The organism is Arcobacter sp. L (assembly GCF_000284235.1).
Lineage (GTDB): Bacteria > Campylobacterota > Campylobacteria > Campylobacterales > Arcobacteraceae > Aliarcobacter > Aliarcobacter defluvii.
Genome location: NC_017192.1, coordinates 629,466 through 653,023, shown reverse-complemented (window position 1 = coordinate 653,023; position 23,558 = coordinate 629,466). Strand labels below are relative to the sequence as shown.

Below are 23,558 nucleotides of genomic sequence, written 5' to 3'. Positions count from 1 at the left end.
AGACTCTCTTCTGTTAATCTCTCTTTTTATTCATACAATTATCCCTATTTAATACAATAATCATTACAATACATATAAACTACTTTTATTCCAAGGAAAAGTTATGTATGAAAATATATTTAATGAAAATGATATGATAAAGTTACAAGAGCTTTTAAGAACACATAATAAAACTATAACTGCTGCAGAATCTTGTACAGGAGGATTAGTAGCAAGTCTAATTACAAGAATTTCTGGTTCATCTGATATTTTTGATGGAAGTATAGTGAGTTATTCAAATAAAATAAAAAATCAAGAATTAAACGTAAAATATAAAACATTGGAAGAGTTTGGTGCAGTAAGTCATCAAGTTGTGAATGAAATGTTAGATGGTGTAATTAAAAAATTTGATGCAGATTTTGCAATTGCTATCTCAGGAATTGCCGGACCAACTGGTGGAAATGAATCGAAACCTACAGGAACTGTTGTTATTGGTTTTTGTGATACAAAATCCCATAAAATGGTTCATACACATCATTTTACTGGTTCAAGAGAAGAAGTACAATTTCAAGCTGCAAAAACATCTTTAAAAGAAATTTCAAAATTTATAAAAAAAAGTCTTGACAAATAAAATGAATTGCACTATAATTCCAGTCCAATTTAAGTAGAACAACTTAAAAAAGGACAAATATGTGACCCGTTAGCTCAGCCGGTAGAGCATCTCACTTTTAATGAGGGGGCCGATGGTTCGAATCCATCACGGGTCACCATTTTTTTGTTGCATAATCTTGGCCCCTTCATCTAACGGTTAGGATTCATGGTTTTCATCCATGCCACAGGGGTTCGAATCCCCTAGGGGTCACCAAGACAAATATGCGACAAACGGTCGATTAGCTCAGTTGGTAGAGCGCTACCCTTACAAGGTAGATGTCATAAGTTCGAGTCTTATATCGACCACCATTTTTTATAGAAGTGATTATTTTAATCATTTGTGACGTTAATTTTAAGTGCGGCTGTAGTTTAGTTGGTTAGAATGCCTGCCTGTCACGCAGGAGGTCGCGAGTTCGAGTCTCGTCAGCCGCGCCACTTATAATTGTTTTTATGTGACCCGTTAGCTCAGCTGGTAGAGCATCTCACTTTTAATGAGGGGGCCGATGGTTCGAATCCATCACGGGTCACCACTTTTTTTTGTTGTATAATCTTGGCCCCTTCATCTAACGGTTAGGATTCATGGTTTTCATCCATGCCACAGGGGTTCGAATCCCCTAGGGGTCACCAAGCCAAATATGCGACAAACGGTCGATTAGCTCAGTTGGTAGAGCGCTACCCTTACAAGGTAGATGTCATAAGTTCGAGTCTTATATCGACCACCACTTCTCAATATATATTTCCAAGTGCGGCTGTAGTTTAGTTGGTTAGAATGCCTGCCTGTCACGCAGGAGGTCGCGAGTTCGAGTCTCGTCAGCCGCGCCACTTGAGAAATTATTTTTCAAAAGATTCCTATTATAAAAATCTAGATATTATACAACTTACTTTTCTATAAGGTTGTTATAAATGTTAAAAGCAAAAAGTCTCTATCATCTGATCGTTTATAGTATATTATTTATTATTGTTCTTATATCTTTTTTTACATTTATTATTATAGACAATGCTCATGAAGAACTACAAGAAAAAATACATACACTAAAAATTGATTATACAAATAATCAAAAGGCATTAATAAAAAATCATGTCAATTACATAATTAATTTTATAGATTATTACTACAATCAAAATAAAGATACAAAATCTGTTGAAACTATTCAAAAAGAAGTAATTGAAGCAATTGAAAAATTAAGAATCACGGATAATCGTAATGAATATATTTTTATATATGATTTTAATGGTAAAGTAATACAAAGTTCAGTTGCGAAAGAAAATATTGGAAAAAACTTTTTAAATGTTATTGATCCTAATGGGAAAGAAGTAATAAAAGAATTAATAAACACTTCAAAAAAACCTTTTGGTGGTTATGTTGATTATGTTTGGTTTAAGCCTGAAATTAACAAAGAAACAAATAAAGTTTCCTATGCTAAATCTTATAATAGATGGAATTGGACTGTTGGAAAAGGTGTTTATCTTGATGAGATTGATAAACTTGTTCATATAAAAGAAGAAGAATATAATGAAAAAATATCAAACTATACTCTACAAATTACTTCTTTGACTATAATGTTGATACTTTATTCAATTTTTATTTATAAAAATGCAACTATATTAATTGTAAATGATGTAAAAGAAATTGGTAAATATTTTAAAGAATCACAAAAAAATGATAATCCTATAAATCAAAATAGAATCATATTTGGTGAATTTAAAGTTATTGCTAATTATGCAACTGATGCAATGAATAATATAAAATTAAGAACTCATATGCTTGAAGATTTAAATAAGAACCTTGAATATAAAGTAAATGAAAAAACTAAAGAACTTACAAATCTTATTGAGTCTCAAAAACAATTTATTAAAAATTCTGTACATGAAATTAATACTCCATTATCTATCATACAAACAAACATAGATTTATTAAAAATGAAAATTCCAAATAACAAGTATATTACAAACATAGAATCGGGGTCGAAAATTATTCAATATATCTATGATGATTTATCCTATCTTGTAAAAAAAGATAGAGTTATTTATGAAAAAGAATATTTAGATTTTACAACTATACTTAAAAATAGATTGGATTTTTTTGATGAAATTGCTAAATCAAATTCATTATACTTTATCAATAGCATAGAAGATGATTTATACATAAAGTTTAATAATACTGAACTTCAAAGAATTATAGATAATAATCTTTCTAATGCAATTAAATATTCATATGCAAAATCACCAATTTTTGTAAAATTATACTATTTAAATGATGATGAAATTGAATTTTCAGTAGCTACAAATTCTCAAAAAATAGAGAATACAAATAAAATCTTTGATGATTTTTATAGAGAGAATTCTGCTCGTGGTGGTTTTGGATTAGGATTAAAAATTGTAAAAGATATATGTGATAAAAATTTAGTTATAATCAGGCTCGATTCAAAGGAAAAAGAGACAAAATTTACTTATAGGTTTAAAATAAATGAAGATACTACTACTTGAAGATGAATTGATGCTAAATAATGCAATTAGTGAATATTTGAGAAATATTGGTCATATGGTTGAAAGTTTTTCAGATGGACAAGAAGTCTTAGATAATATAAATAGTTCTTATGATTTATTAGTATTAGATATAAATGTCCCTACAAAAGATGGTTTTCAAATCTTAAGTGAATTAAATAGTAAAAAAATTTATATTCCCACAATCTTTATTTCTGCATTAATTGATATTGAAGACATAAGTAAAGCATATAATCTTGGATGTAGAGAATATATAAAAAAACCTTTTCATTTAGGTGAGTTAGGTATAAAAATAAATCAAATACTAAAAAAAGAACAAAATAACACTTCTCACATAAGATTTTCAGAAAATTATTCTTATTCTAAAGAGAAACAAACACTGTATTTCAATGGTGAACCACAAAATCTTACAAAAAAACAATTAGAAATTATTCATATACTTGCACTTAATATAAATATGATTGTTGACTTTGAAAGATTTAGAATCGATATCTGGGATGGAGAAAATATAGATAATCCAACAATAAGAGCAGAAATTTCAAGATTAAAAAAAGCATTAAAAGAAGATTTTATAAAAAATATTAGAGGACTTGGATATAAAATAGACAGATATTATTCTGTATAAAAAGCCCTTATTTAGGGCTTTAATTCCACTTATTAAACTGCTTTTTTTTCCTATTTAAACAAAATTTATAAAAAAATATCAATTGCTACCTTTTTGCTATTCACAGTTATTATAATTTCAATGTTACTTATTTAACAATTTAATTGTTTAATAAAAATTCTAAAAGGAGAGCAAGATGAGTCCAGAGAAAGCACAAGCATACTGGAAAGAAAATATTTCTATGATTATCAAATTACTTGTAGTTTGGTTTCTAGTTTCTTTTGGTTGTGGGATTTTATTTATCAATGAGCTTAACACTATTGAAATAAGTGGAGTTAAGTTAGGGTTTTGGTTTGCACAACAAGGTGCGATATATGTATTTGTTATCTTAATTTTTGTTTATGTAAAAGTAATGTCAGGAATTGATGAGAAATACGGTGTACATGAATAGGGAGTAGCAAAATGGAATTACAAACATTAATTTATCTATTCGTAGGTATTTCTTTCGCAATTTATATTGGTATTGCTTTATGGGCAAAAGCTGGCTCAACTAAAGATTTCTATGTTGCTGGTGGTGGAGTTCATCCTGTTGCAAATGGTATGGCAACTGCAGCTGACTGGATGAGTGCAGCATCGTTTATTTCGATGGCAGGTATTATTGCTTTTAAAGGTAGTGATGCAAGTGCTTATTTAATGGGATGGACAGGAGGATATGTTCTTCTTGCTATGTTACTAGCTCCTTACTTAAGAAAATTTGGTAAATTTACTGTTCCTGATTTCGTAGGAGATAGATATTATTCAGATGTTGCTAGATTAGTTGCAGTTATTGGTGTTATATTTGTTTCATTTACATATGTTGCAGGTCAAATGAGAGGGGTTGGGATTGTTTTCTCAAGATTCTTACAAGTTGATGTAAATACAGGTGTTATGATTGGTATGGCAATAGTATTCTTTTACTCTGTTCTTGGAGGAATGAAAGGTATTACATATACTCAAGTAGCACAATATGTTGTAATGATTTTTGCTTATACAATTCCAGCAATTTTCTTATCATTACAAGTAACTGATACATTCTTACCTCAATTAGGTATTTTTGGACAAACAACTGTTGCATTTAACGATGGAGTAAAAATTATCCCAGAAGGTACATATTTACTACATGCTTTAGACTCAGCAATTAGTGATTTAGGTTTTGGTAACTATACTGAACCAACAAATTTATGGAATATGTTTATGCTAACAACTGCTTTAATGCTAGGTACAGCTGGACTTCCTCACGTTATTGTTAGATTCTTTACAGTTCCTACAGTAAAAGATGCAAGAGTATCTGCTGGATGGGCTTTAGTATTTATTGCGATTATGTATACATCTGCTTCAGCAGTTGCAGCATTCTCAAGAGTTAACTTAATTAAAAATGTTCAAAATGTTGAATATTCAGCATTTGTAAATGGTGAAGCAAAACATGCAGATGGAACACCAAATCATGGTAAATGGTTCCAAACTTGGGAACAAGGTGGATTATTGGCATGGAATGATAGAAATGGTGATGGTAAAATCCAATATGCTTCAGGTCCAGCATTTGATGGTAAAGGTGGAAAACCTGTATTTGATGGTGATAAAAGAGCTGAAGATGGTCATAAATTAACAACTAATGCAAAAGGTGCACCTGATGAAGCTGAATTAGCAAAAGGAAATGGAATTGCAAATGAACTTTATGTTGATAATGATATTATGGTTCTTGCGAATCCTGAAATTGCAAACTTACCAAACTGGGTTATTGCGCTAATTGCAGCTGGAGGTTTAGCAGCAGCATTATCAACAGCGGCAGGTTTATTACTTGTAATTGCTTCAGCTATTTCACACGATTTAATGGGACAAGTTATTTTTAAAGATAAAATAACTGGTAAATCTACATTAAATGAAAAAACTGAATTAATGTGGGCAAGAATTTCAGCTATCGTTGCAATTGTTATTGCAGGATATTTAGGGATTAACCCTCCAGGTTTTGTTGCACAAGTTGTTGCATTTGCATTTGGTTTAGCAGCAGCAGCATTCTTCCCAACAATTATTCTTGGAGTATTTGATAAAAGAATGAATAAAGAAGGTGCAATTGCAGGTATTTTAGTTGGTTTATTCTTCACATTTGGATACATTGTGTACTTTGTATTTATGGGTGGAAAACCAGAAAACTATTTATTTGGAATTAATCCAACAGGTATTGGTACAATCGGAACATTATTACACTTAATCGTAGCAATAGTTGTATCAAGAATGACTCCTCCACCTCCACAAGAGATTCAAGATTTAGTAGAAAGAATCAGAATTCCTTCAGGTGCAGGTCAAGCATTAGATCACTAAAAACTATAAAGTATACCTTTTGGTATACTTTTAGTATTTTTTTAAATTAAATCTTTTTAGTTTAAAAAAATACTAAATAAAAACAAAGGAAATATATGAGTATACAAGACCAAGAGGCTTTTTTATCTAATATTCATCCATTTCAAGTTTTAACACCAGGACAAATGTCCATGTGTATCCAACACATGGATATTGCATATTATCCAAAAGATTCAATACTAATTAGCCCCGAAAAAATACCTGAACATTTTTTTATAATTATTAAAGGTTCAGTATATGAATATTCAGTAGATAATATAATTGTTATGGATTATCAACACGAAGATTCTTTTGATTCTAATTCTTTAATATATGGAAAATGTGCAAATACTTTCAAAGTAAATGAAGAGTTAATTTGCTATGAAATCGAAAAAAATACTTTTCTTTCATTAATTGAAAAAAATCAACAATTTAAAGATTATTTCTTAAAAGATTTAGTTAATAAAATTCAAACTCTAAAAGATAAAGAATATACATCTCAATTATCATCTTTTATGATTGCAAAAGTTGAAGATACATTGATCCATGAAGCTTGTATAGTTGAAGAGAACACAAGATTGATTGATGCAATAGAAAAATCAATGGAATATAAAACTTCTACAATAATAGTAAAAAAAGATTCAGGGAAATATGGAATAATTACTGATTCTTTATTAAAAGTAAAAGTTTTACTTGAAGGTAGAGATTTAACAATTCCTGTTGTTGATATTGCAATATTTCCACTTCTTACAGTTCACAATGATGATTATTTATTTGAAGCACTAACTATACTAATCAAGAAAAATATTAAAAGAATTGGTGTAACAAATAATAAAGGTGAAATGATAGGAATTTTAGAACAAATTGATGTACTTTCACATTTTGCAAATCATACATATGTTGTAGATTCAAAAATAAAAAAAGCTAAAAAAATAGAAGATTTAAAAGATGCTAGTAAAGATTTATTAAATATTATAAAAAGTCTACATGCAAAAGGGGTAAAAGTAAATCATATATCAAACTTGATTGGTCAATTAAATACAAAAGTATATCAAAAACTATATAGTTTAGTATTACCAAAAGAGTTACAAAAAGATGCTTGTTTTATTGTTATGGGAAGTGAAGGAAGAAATGAGCAGATTATTAAAACAGACCAAGATAATGCGCTTGTTATAAAAGATGATGTTAATGTTGAACAATATAGACCATATATGGAACAGATTACAAAACACTTAATTGATTTTGGTTATCCTCCTTGTGAAGGAAATATTATGGTTTCAAATCCATTTTGGTGTAAAACTGTTAGTGAATATAAAAAAGAGACTATTCGATGGATTGAAGCTCCTGATATGCAAAACTATATGGATTTAGCAATTTTCTTTGATTCTTTCGCAGTTGCAGGAGACAAAGAATTACTAATAAATTTAAAAGATAATTTATTTAATAAATTACATGATAAAGATGTTTTTATGGCATATTTTGCAAGAGCAACTCTAGCTTTTGATACACCAACAACAATATCTAATTTTATGACGAAAACACATTTTATTGATATAAAAAAAGCTGCTGTGTTTCCAATTGTTCAAGGAATTAGAAGTTTAGCATTAAGAGAAAGAATTAGAGAGACTACAACTGTAAAAAGAATTAAAATTTTAGAAGAGAAAAAAATTCTAGAAAAAAGTAAAGCAGCAGAATTAATTGAAGCATTTGATGTAGTAAATACTCTAAGATTAAAGTCTCAACTAGATGATATACAAGCAGGAAAAAAAATCAACAATGAAATAGACACTCACGCTCTTGGGAAAATTGAAAGAGATTTATTAAAAGATTCTTTCAAAATTATTATTGAATTTAAAAAATTCATTAATTATGTATTTAAAATTGATAAGATTTCATGATGTTAGAAAAATTTTTTAAAAACTGGAACAGAAAAAAGTTAAAAAACAAGAAATATGATTTCTTATTTGATGAACCTTTGGCAGATGAATATGTATCTTTAGATTGTGAAACTACAGGATTAAATCCTAAAAAAGACGAAATACTTTCAATTGGTGCAGTTTTAATAAAAGGAAATAAAATCTTAATGAGAAAAACATTTAATATTTTTTTAAAACCTGTAAAAAATATAAATGCAGAATCAATTAAAATTCATCAAATTAGGACAGTAGATTTAGAAAATGCACTTGATCCAGAAGATGCAATTTATCAACTATTAGATTTTATTGGATCAAGACCAATAGTAGGTTATTATATAAAATTTGACGTAACTATTATCTCAAAATATACAAAAAAATATATTGGAATAAAACTTCCAAATGATACTATTGAAGTTTCAACTATGTATTACAGAACAAGAAAAAGAACAAGTGATTATGAATTTATTGATTTAAAATTTGATACTATTTTAAAAAATTTAAATATACCAGCTTTAGGTAAACATGATGCATTAAATGATGCAATTATGACATCTATGATGTTTTTAAAATTAAAAGATTTAACTCCAGCAAAAACTACTTTTTACACTAATTAACTATATTATAGTTACTTTTTACAATCAATTTTATTATATTTTTATAATTAAATAAATTAGTACATTTTTTAAGTTTTATTTATATAAGATTTTTTGTAAATAATTTTTAAATGCTATGTTATTGCAACTTTCATAGTTTATTATTCCAAAGTATTTTTAAATTAAACACAATTTACAGGAGGCAAAAATGGATAAAGACTTAGTTAACAAAATTAAATCTAATCCTAAATATCAAGAGTTAGTTTCAAAAAGAAATTCATTTTCTTTAATACTATCACTTTTTGTATTAGCGATGTTTTATTCTTATGTTCTAGTTATCGCTTTTGATAAAGAATTACTAGCAACAAGAATTGGAGATGGGGTTATGACATTAGCATTTCCTATTGGCGCGGCAATTATTTTAATTAGTTTTATTACTACACTAATTTATGTAAAAAGAGCAAATAGTGAATTTGAAGATTTAACTAATGAAATTAAAAATGATGTTAAGGATTTATTATAATGTTAAGAATTGTTACAATATTAAGCTTATTTGCATTTGCATTATTTGCAGCAGGGGATGCAACATTTGATGGACCAAAAAGAGATTTAAATATCTCAGCAATTATAATGTTCTTTATTTTTATTGCTGGAACATTAGCTATTACAAAATGGGCAGCTAGCAAAACTAAATCTGCAAGTGATTTCTATACAGCTGGTGGAGGAATTTCAGGTTTCCAAAATGGTATGGCGATTGCTGGAGATTATATGTCTGCTGCATCTTTTTTAGGTATTTCAGGTATGATTTATTTAAATGGATATGATGGTTTAATTTATGCCGTTGGATTTTTAGTTGGTTGGCCTGTAATTTTATTTTTAATGGCTGAAAAATTAAGAAACTTAGGTAAATTTACATTTACTGATATTGCAGCATATAGATTAGATCAAACAAAAATCAGAATTTTAGCAGCATTTGGTTCATTATCAGTTGTTACATTATATTTAATTGCTCAAATGGTAGGAGCTGGAAAACTAATTCAAGTTCTATTTGGTATGAATTATGAATATGCCGTTATCCTTGTTGGGGTTATGATGATTATTTATGTAACATTTGGTGGAATGTTAGCAACAACTTGGGTACAAATTATTAAAGCTGTTTTATTACTTTCAGGTGTTACGTTTATGGGATTCATGGTGTTATCTCATTTTGGATTCTCTTTTGAAGCACTTGCAACAAAAGCTGTAGAAAGTCACACAAAAGGTCAAGCTATTATGGCTCCAGGTGGATTTATCTCAGATCCAATTTCTGCTATTTCATTAGGTATGGCATTAATGTTAGGTACTGCTGGATTACCACATATTTTAATGAGATTCTTTACAGTTGGTAATGCAAAAGAAGCAAGAAAATCTGTTGTTTATGCAACTGGATTTATTGGTTATTTCTATTTAATTATTGCAGTTATTGGATTAGGAGCTATTGTATATTTAAATTCTCCAGAAGGTGCTCAATATTATGTTGATGGTAAACTTTTTGGTGGTGGAAATATGGCTGCTATTCACTTATCTCATGTTGTTGGTGGAGATATATTCTTAGGATTTATTTCAGCTGTTGCATTTGCTACTATTTTAGCTGTTGTATCAGGATTAACACTTGCAGGAGCATCTTCAATTTCACATGATATTTATGCGATTGTTGTGAAAAAAGGAAAAGCAACTGAAGCAGATGAAATCAAAGTTTCAAAAAGATCAGTTATTATTATTGGTATTGTTGGAGTTATTTTAGGAATTGCATTTGAAAAACAAAATATTGCATTCATGGTTGGTCTTGCTTTTGCTATTGCAGCATCAGCTAACTTCCCTATTTTATTCTTATCAATTTATTGGAAAAAATTAACAACTAGAGGAGCATTTATTGGTGGATTTATTGGTCTATTAACTGCTGTAATTTTAGTTATTTTAAGTCCAACTGTATGGAAAGATATTTTAGGTAATGCAGAAGCTATATTCCCATATAAACACCCTGCATTATTTTCTGTAACTATTGCATTCATATCTATTTGGTTCTTTTCTATCACAGATAAGTCTGAACAAGCTAAACAAGAAATTGAAGCTTATGAAGCACAAAATGTTAGAGCTGAAACTGGTATTGGTGCTGATGGGGCTGTTGCTCATTAATAAAATTACTAAAGAGAATCTTCTCTTTAGTAAAATAAACTTTATTTATTAAATGTAGCTTAACAATTATAATTAAAATTAATAATTTATAATTGTATTTTATGTTACAAATCTACAAATTACTACACAATTTTTACATATTTTATGAAATTTTCTAATACAAATTTATATTTATAAGTATAATCAGATACTTTTTTTCATTAACTATTTTATATATTTATTAATTTAGTTTAAATGAAAAAAGGTAATAAACTTTTGTTTATTATCTTATTAAAAAGGAAGCAGAATGAACGACGAACTGGTTGAGAGAATTGAATCTAATCCTAAATATAAAGAATTAGTTTCAAAAAGAAATGGCTTAGGAATTAAGCTTGGTATTTTTGTATTAGTTATGTTTTATGCATATATTTTAGTTATTGCATTTGACAAAGAACTTTTATCAGCAAAAGTTGGAGATGGTATAACAACTATTGCATTTCCTATTGCATTGGCAATTTTAGTAATTAGTTTTATTACAACATTAATTTATGTAAGAAAAGCAAACACTGAGTTTGAAAAATTAACTAATGAAATAAAAAAAGATGTAAAGGATTTAATATAATGTTAAAAGTTTTAGCACTTATTTCAATTATTGCAATATCTGCATTTGCAGCAGGTGATGCAACTTTTGAAGCAACTAAAAGAGAGCTTAATATTTCTGCAATTATTATGTTTTTCGTATTTATTGTTGGTACATTAGGGATTACTTATTGGGCAGCAAGAAAAACAAAATCTGCAAGCGATTTTTATACAGCAGGTGGTGGAATTAGTGGATTTCAAAATGGTTTAGCAATTGCTGGAGATTATATGTCAGCTGCAGCTTTTTTAGGGGTTTCTGGTCTGATTTATATGAAAGGTTATGATGGAGTAATTTATGCTGTTTCATTTCTTGTTGGTTGGCCTGTTATTTTATTTTTCATGGCTGAAAAATTAAGAAATTTAGGTAAATTTACTTTTGCTGATATTGCAGCTTACAGATTAGGACAAAAAGAGATTAGAACTCTTGCTGCATTTGGTTCATTATCAGTTGTTATTTTATATCTAATTGCACAAATGGTTGGAGCTGGAAAATTAATTCAAGTATTATTCGGTATGGAATATGAGTATGCTGTATTTATGGTTGGAGCATTAATGATTATTTATGTAACATTTGGGGGAATGCTAGCAACTACGTGGGTGCAAATTATTAAAGCTTGTTTATTACTTTCTGGTGTTTCATTTATGGCAATTATGGTTTTATACAGTTTCGATTTTTCATTTGAAAAATTAGCTGTAAAAGCAGTTGAAAACCATACAAGTGGTGAGTCTATTTTAAGTCCTGGAGGATTTATTTCAGACCCAATTTCAGCTATTTCATTAGGTATGGCATTGATGTTAGGTACTGCTGGACTTCCTCACGTTTTAATGAGATTTTTTACGGTTGGAAATGCAAAAGAAGCTAGAAAATCTGTTGTTTATGCAACTGGATTTGTTGCATATTTTTGGGTAATTATTACAATAGTTGGATTTGGAGCTATTGCATTTTTAAATTCAGCTGATGGAGCACAATATTTCGTTGATGGGAAATTATTTGGAGGAAGCAATATGGCTTCAGTTCATTTATCTCATATGTTAGGTGGAAATGCATTCTTAGGTTTTATTTCTGCTGTTGCTTTTGCTACTATTTTAGCAGTTGTTTCAGGTTTAACACTTGCAGGTGCTAGTGCTATATCACATGACATTTATGCAAATGTAATTAATCCAAATGCAAGTGATGAAAAAGTTGTAAAAATTTCAAAAATTACAGTTATTATAATTGGAATTATTGGAGTAACTTTAGGTATTGCATTTGAATCTCAAAATATTGCATATATGGTTGGATTAGCATTTGGAATTGCAGCGAGTGCAAACTTCCCTATTTTATTTTTATCTATTTACTGGAGTGGATTAACTACAAGAGGTGCATTTATAGGTGGATTTATGGGACTTATAACTGCTGTTGCACTTGTAATTTTAGGACCAAATGTATGGGTACAAATTTTAGGAAATGAAAAAGCAATTTTTCCTTATGCACACCCTGCACTATTCTCAGTAACTGTTGCATTTGTTTCTATTTGGTTCTTTTCTAAACTTGACAACTCTCCTAGAGCTCAAAAAGAAAAAGTATTATTTAGAGCTCAAAATGTAAGAGCAAATACAGGAATTGGTGCAGCAGGAGCTGTTTCTCACTAATAAAAATATCAAAGGATTTTCCTTTGATATTCAAGTATATTGGTGATTGATTTTATTTCAATCATTACTTTTATTTTTAAAAAAGAGGAAAATATGAGTATATTAGAACAAAAAACATTTATCTCTTCGATCCATCCATTTAAAAATTTAACAACAGATCAAATTGATACTTTCGTTGAAAATATGGATATTGTGTATTTTAAAGAGAATGAGACAGTACAAGCTCAAGGAAGTTTACCTCAAACACTTTTTTTTATATTAAAAGGAGTAATTCAAGAAAAACAAGATGATGAAGTTTTATCAATATACTCAAAAAATGAAATTTTCGATTCAATATCTTTAATAGAAAATTATTCAAAAAATAGTTTTGTGACTACAGAAGAGACCATTTGTTATACTCTTCCAAGAGAGATTTTTATAAATATACTTCATGAAAATCAAGAGTTAGAGAACTATTTTTTCCAATCCATTTCAGAAAAACTTAACAATAATATTTTACATGAGAAAAACAAAGAAATGGCAAATATTATGATTGCAAAAGTTAAAGATGCAAAAATTCATAAAGCTGTGATTATAGATACAAAAAAATCTATTTTTGAAGCAGCAAATATTATCAAAAAAGAAAAAATTCCAACTATTTTATTAAAAGATGAATTAGGAGAAATGTATATTGTAACTGATTCTGATTTTAGACAAAAAGTTATTTTAAATAGAATGAATTTTGATGATGAAGTTATAAAAATTGCTACAAAAGGTCTTATTTATATAAATGAAGAAGATTTTTTATTTAATGCCCAATTAATAATGGCAAAACATGGAGTGAAAAGAGTTGTTGTAAAAAATGATAAAGATGAAATTATTGGGATTTTAGATCAAATATCTTTATCTTCTTTTTTTGCTACAAACATTTTTTCTGTTTCAAATCAAATAGTAAAAGCTGAAACAGTTGAAGAGCTAAAAGAAGCTTCGTTATCTTTTATTAAAATAATAAAATCTCTAAATGCAAAAGGTGTAAAAATTGAGTTTATCTCTAAACTGATAAATCAATTAAATAAAAAACTTTTAGATAAATTATATAAAATTCTTGCACCTAAAGAATTATATGAGAAATCTTGTTTAGTTGTAATGGGAAGTGAAGGAAGAGGAGAACAAATTCTAAAAACTGACCAAGATAATGCTTTGATTTTATCAGATGATTGTGCAATTGAGGAGAATGAATTACAAAAATTTACATCAAAATTTACAGAGACACTTGTTGATTTTGGGTTTCCTAGATGTGAAGGAAACATAATGGTTTCTAATCCTTATTGGTGTAGAAAAAAATCTGATTTTAAAGATTTAATTTATTCATGGATAAATGAACCAACTGGTGACAACTTCATGAACATAGCAATTTTTTACGATGCGGTATATGTTTCAGGTGATAAAAATTTAATCACTGGATTAAAGGAATATCTATTTAAAATATCTTCTAATAGTCAAACTTTTTATGCACTTTTTGCAAAAGTGATATTAAGTTTTGATGTTCCATTAGGTTTCTTTGATGGTTTTGTTTTTAATAGTAAAGATAATAAACATAAAAATGAAATAGATATAAAAAGAGGTGGAATTTTTATCATCGTTCAAGGTATTAGATCTCTAAGTTTAGAAAATAAGATTTTTAATACAAACACCGCAAAAAGAATAAAAAAGTTAGTTGAAATAGGAATTATTGAAGAAGAATTTGCCAAAGAATTAACAATGGCTTTCAATTTTTTAACAAATTTGAAATTAAAATCAAATTTAGAAAAACTTGACAAGAATATTGAAATAGATAACTATATCAACCCTAATAATTTAAATACTATGGAAAAAGATTTATTAAAAGAATCTTTTAAAATTGTAAATAAATTAAAGAAAAAATTAGAATTTCACTTTAAGTTAAACTATGTTTAGAACTATTAAAAATTATTTTAATAAAAAAAATTTAAAAGATCAAAAATATCTATTTTTGTTTGATAAATCTTTTGATAATGAATATGTATGTTTTGATTGTGAAACAACAGGACTTAATCCAAAAAAAGATGACATTATCTCAATTGGAGCAGTTATTATAAAAGATAATACGATTGTATCTAGTAAAAAATTTATAAAATTTATAAAACCAAAAACAAAACTTCAAGCTGAAGCTATAAAAATACATCATATAAGAGAGTGTGATTTAAACGATGCTGAAGAGATAGATGAAGTTATCACTGAATTTATTGATTTCATTGGAAATCGACCATTGGTTGGATATTTTTTAGAATTTGATATTGCAATGATAAATAAATATTTGAAACCAAAACTTGGGATTACTCTTCCCAATAAAGCTTATGAAGTTTCAGAAATTTATCATGATTATAAAATTGAAATTATCCCTCAATCACATATTGATTTGAGATTTAATTCTATTATGGAAGAACTAAATATACCAAATTTAGGAAAGCATGATGCATATAATGATGCAATCATGACTGCTATGATTTTCATAAAACTTAAAAATTTACCAAATATAAAAATAAAATAAACTATAGAAAGGAAAAAAATTATAATGTTAGTATTTGTATTAAATGCTGGTTCATCATCTTTAAAATATCAATTAATCAATGCAGAGACATCTGAGTTAAAAGCTAGTGGAATTGTTGAAAGAATTGGCATTGATGGTGTATTAAAACATGTAGTTGGTGAAAATAGAAAATTAACTATAGAAGCATCTATTCAATCTCATAAAGAAGCTATTGAGCTTATTTTAGAGACTCTTACTCAAGGTGAAACAAAAATTATTGATTCAATAACTGAAATTCAAGCTGTTGGGCATAGAGTTGCGCATGGTGGAGAGTTTTTCAAAGAATCAACGATCGTTACAGATAAAGTAATTAAAAAAATTGAAGAATTAATTCCTCTTGCACCTTTACATAATCCTGCAAATATTTTAGGAATGAAAATTTGTAGAGAATTAATGCCAAATGTTCCAAATGTTGCTGTTTTTGATACAGCATTTCATCAAACAATGCCAGAAGTTCATTTTTTATTTCCTGTTCCTCATGAAGATTATACAGAACATCATTTAAGAAAATATGGTTTCCATGGAACAAGTCACTTCTACGTTTCTCAAGAAGCAATCAAACTTTTAGATAATAAAAAAGAATCAAGAATTATAGTATGTCACTTAGGTAATGGTTCGTCTGTTTGTGCAGTCAAAGATGGAAAATCTTTAAATACAACAATGGGACTAACTCCATTAGGAGGTTTGATGATGGGAACTAGAAGTGGTGATATTGATGCAGGAGTTATTCCATATTTAATGGATAGAAAAGGTATGGATACACATCAAATTATTGATTATTTAAATAAAAAATCAGGTATTTTAGGTGTTTCTGGTATAAGTTCAGATTTAAGAGAAATTATTAGTGCAGCAAATGATGGTGATCAAAGAGCGCAAGTTACAATAGATATGATGTGTAATAGAGTAAAAAAATATATTTGTTCATACGCAGGTTTATTAGGTGGAGTTGATGCAATCTGTTTTACAGCTGGCATTGGAGAAAATTCTGATTTAATAAGAAATAAAATTTGTCATAATTTAGAATTTATGGGGATTGAACTTGATAGCCAAAAAAATCAATTAAAATCTAATATAAGTAGAGAAATAAATAGAGATACTTCAAAAACAAAAATTTTTGTTATTCCAACAAATGAAGAATTAGTAATAGCACAAGATACATATAAACTTGTAAAATAGTAAAATATGTTACAAATTAGAAAACTTTTAGAAAATTGAGTATTATGTACAATCAATGTACATAATACTTTTCAAATAGCACTTTTTAAACATTTTAAAATTAAAATTTCCATATTCTTACTCAAAATCACTTGATTTTCAACAGTTAAAAAAATTTAATTTAGATTTTCTTATCTATAATCTATCTTTCTTATGAAATAAAATTAATTTTAAAAGCAAATATAGATTTAAGTTTTAATATAATCTACAAAAAATTTTGAGATTTTTAAATTTTGAAAAAATGTTATTATATTAACGTGATTATCAATTTAATGATTTTTATAAAAAATATATTGTTTAAGAAGAAAGGAATAATTTATGTTAGTATTTGTATTAAATGCAGGTTCATCGTCTTTAAAATACCAATTAATCAACGCAGAAACTTCTGAATTAAAAGCTAGTGGATTAGTAGAAAGAATTGGAATTGATGGAATTTTAAAACATGAAGTAGGAGAAAATAAAAAATTAACTTTTGAACTACCAATTCCTACACATAAAGAAGCAATTGAATTAGTACTAAGAATTTTAACAAATGATGAAACAAAAGTTATTGATTCTATAAAAGAGATTCAAGCAATTGGACACAGAGTTGTTCATGGTGGAGAATATTTTAAAAAATCTGTTTTAATTGATGATGATGTAGTTAAAAAGATTGAAAATTTAATTCCACTTGCTCCTTTACACAATCCTGCACATGTTCTTGGAATAAAAATTTGTCAAGAATTAATGCCAAATGTTCCTAATGTTGCAACATTTGATACAGCATTTCATCAAACAATGCCTGAAGAAAACTTTTTATATGCTGTTCCATATGGTGATTATACAGAGCATCATCTAAGAAAATATGGTTTTCATGGAACAAGTCACTATTATGTTTCAAATGAAGCTGTAAAAATTTTAAATAAAAAAGATTCTAAAATAATTGTTTGTCATCTTGGAAATGGTTCATCTGTTTGTGCAGTAAGAGATGGAAAATCAATAAGTACATCTATGGGATTAACTCCTCTTGAAGGATTAATAATGGGTACAAGATGTGGAGATATTGACGCAGGTGTTATTCCATATTTAATGGAAAAAAAAGGTTTAGATACTCATCAAATTATAAACTATCTAAATAAAAAATCAGGCATTTTAGGTGTTTCAGGTATTAGTTCAGATTTAAGAGAAGTTATAAAAGCTTCAAATGATGGCGATAAAAGATCAAAAATTACTATTGAAATGTTATGTTCAAGAATTAAAAAATATCTTTGCTCTTATGCTGGATTAATGCATGGAGTTGATGCCATTTGTTTTACAGCTGGAATAGGAGAGAATTCTGATTTAATAAGAGAAAAAGTTTGTAATGGATTAGATTTTATGGGAATTGAACTTGATACAGAAAAAAATAGTATAAGAAAATCTGGAATTAGAGAAATTAGCAAAAAAACTTCTAAAACAAAGATTTATATTATTCCAACAAATGAAGAACTTGTTATAGCAAAAGATACTTTCGATCTAGTAAAAAAGAAATAATCTGTTACATTTAGAAATTTATCTTAAAATTGAGTATTATGTATAATTATTGTACATAGTACTTGCTTTTTTTACACAATTAAAACATTTATTCCTCATAACTTATCACTATTTCTCACAAATCCTATTTTTTTTTATAATAATGTATATTTTATGTACTTTTTTTTTAATATGCTATAAAATATCCTTTAGTGAGATTATAAGACATTGCTATGTTAATGCTATGTTTCTTAATTATAATTTTTCCACAAAGTTTAAACTAGAAAGGATAACTTACAAATGGGTTTAATTGAAAGTATCAAAGAAAAAGCGAAACTACAATTAAGAACTATTGTTCTACCAGAGCCAGAGGATGAAAGAGTTCTTAAAGCTGCTCAACAAGTTTTAGAAGAAAATACTGCAAAAGTTGTTTTAATTGGAAATGTTGAAACTATCAAGGCTGACGCTGCAAAGTGTGGAGCAAATATTGATGGAGCAGCAATAGTTGATCCTAAAAATTTTGATAATATTGAAAAATATATTGATGAATTAGTTCAATTAAGAAAAAGTAAAAATCTTTCAAAAGAAGAAGCAACTGAAATTATGTTAAATGAACCAAGATTTTTTGGTTGTATGATGGTAAGACTAGGAGATGCAGATGGATTAGTTGCAGGTTCAAATTCACCAACAGCTGATGTTTTAAAAGCTGCTATTCAAGTTATAAAAACTGCACCAGGAATCAATACTGTTTCTTCTGCTTTTATTATGGAAACTGCTGATGGAAAATTTGGAGATAATGGTTTAATTTTATTTGCAGATTGTGCAGTTATTCCTGAACCAAATTCTGAACAATTAGCTGATATTGCTTGTGCAACAGCTGCTACTGCAAGTTCTGTTGTAGGATTAGAACCTAGAGTTGCTATGTTATCATTTTCTACAAAAGGAAGTGCATCACACCCATTAGTTGATAAAGTTCAATATGCTTGTGATATTTTAACTGAAAGAAATGTAAATTTTGCATTCGATGGAGAATTACAAGCTGATGCAGCTATTATTGAATCAATTGGTGCTAAAAAAGCTCCAGGTTCAAAAGTTGCAGGTAAAGCTAATATTTTAGTTTTCCCTGATTTACAATCTGGAAATATTGGTTATAAACTTGTTCAAAGATTTGCAGGAGCAGAAGCTCACGGTCCAATCGTTCAAGGATTAAATCAACCAGTAAATGACCTTTCAAGAGGTTGTTCAGTTGAAGATATTGCAAACTTAGTTGCTATTACAGCAACACAAATCAAATAAAAATTTATAACTAAACTAAGGAGAGATATATGTTAGTATTCATTTTAAATGCAGGTAGTTCATCTTTAAAATATCAATTAATGAATCCAGTTTCAAAAGAAGTTTTAGCTGTTGGTCTTTGTGAAAGAATTGGAATTGATGGTGTTTTAAAACATGAGTTTGGTGAAGGACAAAAATTAACATTAGAAGTTCCTATGCCTACGCATAAAGAAGCAATTGAGTTAGTATTAAAAACTTTAGTTGAAAGTGAAGGAAAAGTTATTAATTCAATTGATGATATTGATGCAATTGGTCATAGAGCAGTTCATGGTGGAGAAGAATTTGCATCATCAGTTATGGTAACACCTAGAGTTGTTGAAACTATGAAAAAATTAATTCCTTTAGCTCCTTTACATAATCCTGCAAATATCATGGGAATGGAAATTTGTCAAGAATTAATGCCAGGAAAACCAAATGTTGCTGTATTTGACACTGCATTCCATCAAACAATGCCTGATTATGCTTATATGTATGCATTACCTTATGAACAATATACAAAACATGGTATTAGAAAATATGGATTCCATGGAACTAGTCACTATTATGTTTCAAATGAAGCAAGAGGGATGTTAGATAAAAAAAGAAATACAAGAATTATTGTTTGTCACTTAGGAAATGGTTCATCTGTAAGTGCGGTATTAAATGGTAAATGTATAGATACATCTATGGGTCTTACACCTGTTCAAGGTTTAATGATGGGAACAAGAGCTGGTGATGTTGGAGCTGGTGCTATTTCATATATGATGAAACAAGAAGGTTTAGATATTGATCAAATTATCGACATCATGAATAAAAAATCAGGTATCTTAGGAATTTCAGGAAAATCTTCTGATTTAAGAGAAGTTTTACAAGGTATGCAAGATGGTGATGATAGATGTAGATTAGCTGTAGAAATGGTTGCTTATAACATCAAAAAATATGTAGGTTCTTATGTTGCTGCACTTGATGGAATTGATGCTTTATGTTTCACAGGTGGAATTGGTGAAAATTCATCATTAATTAGAGAAATTGTTTGTGCTGGATTAGATGGAATGGGATTAATTCTTGACCCAACTAAAAATAATAAAAGAAGTTCAAAAGCTAGAGATATTGCAACAAATAGTTCAGCTGCAAGAATTTTTGTTATTCCAACAAATGAAGAATTTGTTATTGCTAATGATACTTATAGAATTGTTTCAGGTCTTGAAATTGAAAAATAATAAATAAAAAAAGTGAAGTTTATACTTCACTTTTTTATTCTTTAGATATAAAAATTTAATAAGCTTTTAATCCAGTTACAAAATTCATACTTATTTTAGAAGCGGCTTCACTTACAAATTTATCCATAAACTTCTCAAATTTATCTTCTTTTTTCCAAATTGGATTTTTTACTTTTGATAATTCAATAAGTGTATTTTGAGCAAAAGAAATAGTTGCAACTTCATCAACAAGTCCAACTTCTTTTGCTTGTTTTGAAGTAAAAATTTTTGCATCAGCAAAAACATTATGATTTTTTACATCAAGATTTCTTGCATTTGCAACATCTGTTATAAACATATTATATGTATCATCTATTACGCTTTGAAGTTGTTTTTCTTCATAATCAAACCACTTTCTACTAGGTGTTCCTGTTTCTTTATATTTTCCAGCTTTTACAGTTTGAGTTGAAACTCCAATTTTTTCCATAAGTTCACTAGCATTCACGCCTTGCATAATAACACCAATTGAACCTACCATGCTTCCAGGATTAGCAATAATTTTATTTGCCCAAATAGAAGAATAGTAACTTCCACTTGCAATCACACCACTTGCATAAACAACAACTGGTTTTAACTCTTTTAACTCTTTTATTGCATAAGCTAATTCAACAGAAGGAGCAACTGCACCACCAGGAGAATCGACAACAAATAATACACCCTTAATATTATTATCTTTTTTTGCTTTTTCTATATTTTCTAATACTTTACTAACATCTAAAATAGCTCCTGATAATTCTATTTTTTGTAAGTTTGCCAATTTATCATTATCAACTAAATTTTCATTAGAGTCAAATACTACAAAGTAAATTATTGTCAAAAAAACTATAGTTTTAAAATATTTAGTTATGAAATCCAATATTGCTATAACTGGCGAAAATAGCGTTTTAAAAAAATTAAACATATTCACCTCCTATTATCACATTATCAACAAATTTTGTATGTAAAATTATTTGCATAAACAAGTCCTCTTTTTCTTCAATTTTATCAGGTAAAGTAAAAGTTATCATATCTGCATCAAAATCTTTTTCAAGTTTACCTTTATTTAATCCTAAAGCCCTACTTCCATTTACTGTTGCAGCTTTTATTAATTTTTTAGAAAACTCAACTACATTTTTATCATAATGAACCATTAATGCATTTCTTAATTCATCAAACATTGATAATGAATTATTTGAGCTTAAACCATCAGTTCCTATTGTAAAAGGAATTTCACCTAATCTATCTAAATCTAGTTTTGTATTATTTAAAAGTCTATTTGAAGTAACACAATGATTTATACTTGCACCTAAATCTCTAATCTTTTCTAAATCATTATTACTTGCTTCAACACAATGTGTAAATGAAAGATTTTTTATATTTGAAAAAAGATTTAAAAATTCCATTGGTTTTGAAACTGCTTTTTCTTGATTTAAAAAATTTTTAAAAAATTCTAAAAAAGAACCTTCGTCTTTATGTAACCAATCAAACTCTTCACGTGACTCTAAAAAATGAGAACTAACAGCTAAATTTTCTTCTTTTGCAAGTTTTAAAGTTTCTCTTACTAAAAAAGGATGTACTGAATATGGAGAATGTATAGCAATTGCTGGAATAAAATTTTTTGAAGCAAATTTTTTTGCATTATTTAGCCTACTTTTAAAATCAGCAAAAAGTGTATCTATCATATCAGCTTTTGAACCAATAACTTCACAAAAGAATACCGTATTTATAGGTGCATTTATACAAGCTTCTATATCAAAAGAATATGATGAAATTGCTCCAATAGTAGTAGTTCCTGTTTTTTTCATCTTTTCTAATTTTGCTGTTATTAATTTTGTATTTGCTTTATTTATTAAATCTTCTCTATATCTAATAACAGAATTTAACCATGCATAAAAATTTCCATATTTTAAAGTAGTTGAATTCCCACTAAATTCTAAATGAACATGAGAATTTATAAGTCCTGGCATTAAAATAGAATTCTTTTCTAGTTTTTTTATTTCAATATTAGGATATTTTTTTTCTATTTCTAAAAGGGTATTAAGTTCTATGATTTTTTCATCAAAAACAACAGCACCATCTTTAATGATTCTGTCATTTTCATCACAAGAAACAACCCATGAAGCACTTATAATTTTCATTTAATTAAGCATTTTTTGCTTGTGATACTGCTTTTAATTCAGCAATAATTTGCATTAAAGCAATTAATCCCATATGATAACCAAATGGTCCAAATCCAGAGATAACACCTGTTGAAGCACCTGCAGTTACAGATTTTTGTCTAAATTCTTCTCTTTTATAAATATTTGAAATATGAACTTCAACTACTGGCATATTAACTGCGCTTAGAGCATCTTTGATTGCAATAGAAGTGTGAGAATAAGCAGCTGGATTTATCATTATTCCATCAACAGTTCCTAAACACTCTTGAATTCTATCTACAATTTCACCCTCTAAATTTGATTGAAAAAATTCTAATTCAATTCCATTTTGTTCAGCTGCACTTTTTAATTGTTCATGAATTTGTTCTAGACTCATTGGACCGTAAATATGTTGTTCTCTAATTCCTAACATATTTAAATTTGGTCCTTGAATTACGGCAATTTTCATATTATATTCCTTTTATAAATTTTGGGTAAGATTATAATTAAATTTTTGTTAAACCAT

The 23,558-nt window shown here is 27.9% G+C and carries 20 protein-coding genes and 8 tRNA genes; 25 read left to right on the top strand and 3 right to left on the bottom strand.

Annotated elements, in window-relative coordinates:
• Positions 1–103 precede the first annotated feature (103 nt).
• The 25 genes from ABLL_RS03315 (at position 104) to ABLL_RS03195 (ending at position 20,876) form a co-directional block, all read left to right on the top strand.
• On the top strand, positions 104–610 hold the full coding sequence (locus ABLL_RS03315; RefSeq protein WP_014473361.1) for a CinA family protein: 507 nt from the start codon (positions 104–106) through the stop codon (positions 608–610).
• A gap of 63 nt (positions 611–673) precedes the next feature.
• A tRNA-Lys gene (locus ABLL_RS03310) sits at positions 674–749 on the top strand.
• A 20-nt stretch (positions 750–769) separates the two neighbouring features.
• Positions 770–844 (top strand) — tRNA-Glu (locus tag ABLL_RS03305).
• Between the two features lie 19 nt (positions 845–863).
• Positions 864–939, top strand: a tRNA-Val gene (locus ABLL_RS03300).
• A 49-nt stretch (positions 940–988) separates the two neighbouring features.
• Positions 989–1,065: transfer RNA gene (locus ABLL_RS03295), tRNA-Asp, on the top strand.
• Between the two features lie 19 nt (positions 1,066–1,084).
• Positions 1,085–1,160, top strand: a tRNA-Lys gene (locus ABLL_RS03290).
• Between the two features lie 22 nt (positions 1,161–1,182).
• Positions 1,183–1,257, top strand: a tRNA-Glu gene (locus tag ABLL_RS03285).
• Positions 1,258–1,276: 19 nt separating this feature from the next.
• Positions 1,277–1,352, top strand: a tRNA-Val gene (locus ABLL_RS03280).
• A 23-nt stretch (positions 1,353–1,375) separates the two neighbouring features.
• Positions 1,376–1,452: transfer RNA gene (locus ABLL_RS03275), tRNA-Asp, on the top strand.
• An 81-nt stretch (positions 1,453–1,533) separates the two neighbouring features.
• Entirely contained in the window at positions 1,534–3,117 is a 1,584-nt protein-coding gene (locus ABLL_RS03270) for a cache domain-containing protein (RefSeq protein ID WP_014473360.1), read from the top strand.
• Positions 3,098–3,760, top strand: a complete 663-nt coding sequence (locus ABLL_RS03265) for a response regulator transcription factor (protein ID WP_014473359.1) — start codon at positions 3,098–3,100, stop codon at positions 3,758–3,760. The genes ABLL_RS03270 and ABLL_RS03265 overlap by 20 nt, the downstream gene beginning before the upstream one ends.
• A 175-nt stretch (positions 3,761–3,935) precedes the next feature.
• Positions 3,936–4,190, top strand: coding sequence for a DUF4212 domain-containing protein (locus tag ABLL_RS03260; protein ID WP_014473358.1), 255 nt, complete (start codon positions 3,936–3,938; stop codon positions 4,188–4,190).
• Between the two features lie 11 nt (positions 4,191–4,201).
• On the top strand, positions 4,202–6,097 hold the full coding sequence (locus ABLL_RS03255; protein ID WP_014473357.1) for a sodium:solute symporter family protein: 1,896 nt from the start codon (positions 4,202–4,204) through the stop codon (positions 6,095–6,097).
• A 95-nt stretch (positions 6,098–6,192) separates the two neighbouring features.
• On the top strand, positions 6,193–8,013 hold the full coding sequence (locus ABLL_RS03250; protein WP_014473356.1) for a DUF294 nucleotidyltransferase-like domain-containing protein: 1,821 nt from the start codon (positions 6,193–6,195) through the stop codon (positions 8,011–8,013).
• Positions 8,013–8,645 (top strand): 3'-5' exonuclease, encoded by a 633-nt coding sequence (locus ABLL_RS03245; protein ID WP_014473355.1) that lies wholly within the window; start codon positions 8,013–8,015, stop codon positions 8,643–8,645. The genes ABLL_RS03250 and ABLL_RS03245 overlap by 1 nt, the downstream gene beginning before the upstream one ends.
• Before the next feature lie 187 nt (positions 8,646–8,832).
• Positions 8,833–9,147: a DUF485 domain-containing protein gene (locus tag ABLL_RS03240; RefSeq protein WP_014473354.1), complete on the top strand. Its 315-nt coding sequence runs from the start codon at positions 8,833–8,835 to the stop codon at positions 9,145–9,147.
• Positions 9,147–10,799: a cation acetate symporter gene (locus ABLL_RS03235; RefSeq protein WP_014473353.1), complete on the top strand. Its 1,653-nt coding sequence runs from the start codon at positions 9,147–9,149 to the stop codon at positions 10,797–10,799. The genes ABLL_RS03240 and ABLL_RS03235 overlap by 1 nt, the downstream gene beginning before the upstream one ends.
• A gap of 286 nt (positions 10,800–11,085) precedes the next feature.
• Complete coding sequence (locus tag ABLL_RS03230; protein WP_014473352.1) at positions 11,086–11,400, top strand: DUF485 domain-containing protein; 315 nt, start codon at positions 11,086–11,088, stop codon at positions 11,398–11,400.
• Entirely contained in the window at positions 11,400–13,049 is a 1,650-nt protein-coding gene (locus ABLL_RS03225) for a cation acetate symporter (RefSeq protein WP_014473351.1), read from the top strand. Before ABLL_RS03230 ends, ABLL_RS03225 begins: the two co-directional genes overlap by 1 nt.
• A gap of 93 nt (positions 13,050–13,142) precedes the next feature.
• Positions 13,143–14,984, top strand: a complete 1,842-nt coding sequence (locus ABLL_RS03220; protein WP_041655045.1) for a putative nucleotidyltransferase substrate binding domain-containing protein — start codon at positions 13,143–13,145, stop codon at positions 14,982–14,984.
• Positions 14,977–15,597 carry a 3'-5' exonuclease gene (locus tag ABLL_RS03215; RefSeq protein WP_014473349.1) on the top strand — a complete coding sequence of 207 codons (621 nt, stop codon included), beginning with the start codon at positions 14,977–14,979 and terminating at the stop codon, positions 15,595–15,597. Before ABLL_RS03220 ends, ABLL_RS03215 begins: the two co-directional genes overlap by 8 nt.
• A 24-nt stretch (positions 15,598–15,621) precedes the next feature.
• Positions 15,622–16,812, top strand: coding sequence for an acetate/propionate family kinase (locus ABLL_RS03210; RefSeq protein WP_014473348.1), 1,191 nt, complete (start codon positions 15,622–15,624; stop codon positions 16,810–16,812).
• Positions 16,813–17,169: 357 nt separating this feature from the next.
• On the top strand, positions 17,170–18,363 hold the full coding sequence (locus tag ABLL_RS03205; protein WP_014473347.1) for an acetate/propionate family kinase: 1,194 nt from the start codon (positions 17,170–17,172) through the stop codon (positions 18,361–18,363).
• Positions 18,364–18,642: 279 nt separating this feature from the next.
• Complete coding sequence (gene pta / locus ABLL_RS03200; RefSeq protein WP_014473346.1) at positions 18,643–19,638, top strand: phosphate acetyltransferase; 996 nt, start codon at positions 18,643–18,645, stop codon at positions 19,636–19,638.
• 29 nt (positions 19,639–19,667) lie between these two features.
• The gene (locus ABLL_RS03195) at positions 19,668–20,876 is read left to right on the top strand and encodes an acetate/propionate family kinase (protein WP_014473345.1); all 1,209 of its coding nucleotides are present in this window, start codon (positions 19,668–19,670) and stop codon (positions 20,874–20,876) included.
• A gap of 55 nt (positions 20,877–20,931) precedes the next feature.
• On the opposite strand, the gene sppA is transcribed toward ABLL_RS03195, so the two are convergent.
• Genes sppA through aroQ form a run of 3 tightly spaced genes read right to left on the bottom strand, consistent with a single transcriptional unit; the run spans position 20,932 to position 23,501 of the window.
• Positions 20,932–21,816, bottom strand: coding sequence for a signal peptide peptidase SppA (gene sppA / locus ABLL_RS03190; RefSeq protein ID WP_014473344.1), 885 nt, complete (start codon positions 21,814–21,816; stop codon positions 20,932–20,934).
• A complete protein-coding gene (locus ABLL_RS03185) occupies positions 21,809–23,032 on the bottom strand; it encodes a metal-dependent hydrolase (RefSeq protein WP_014473343.1) in 1,224 nt (407 codons plus the stop codon). Before ABLL_RS03185 ends, sppA begins: the two co-directional genes overlap by 8 nt.
• A 4-nt stretch (positions 23,033–23,036) precedes the next feature.
• Positions 23,037–23,501 carry a type II 3-dehydroquinate dehydratase gene (gene aroQ / locus ABLL_RS03180; RefSeq protein ID WP_014473342.1) on the bottom strand — a complete coding sequence of 155 codons (465 nt, stop codon included), beginning with the start codon at positions 23,499–23,501 and terminating at the stop codon, positions 23,037–23,039.
• Positions 23,502–23,558 lie beyond the last annotated feature (57 nt).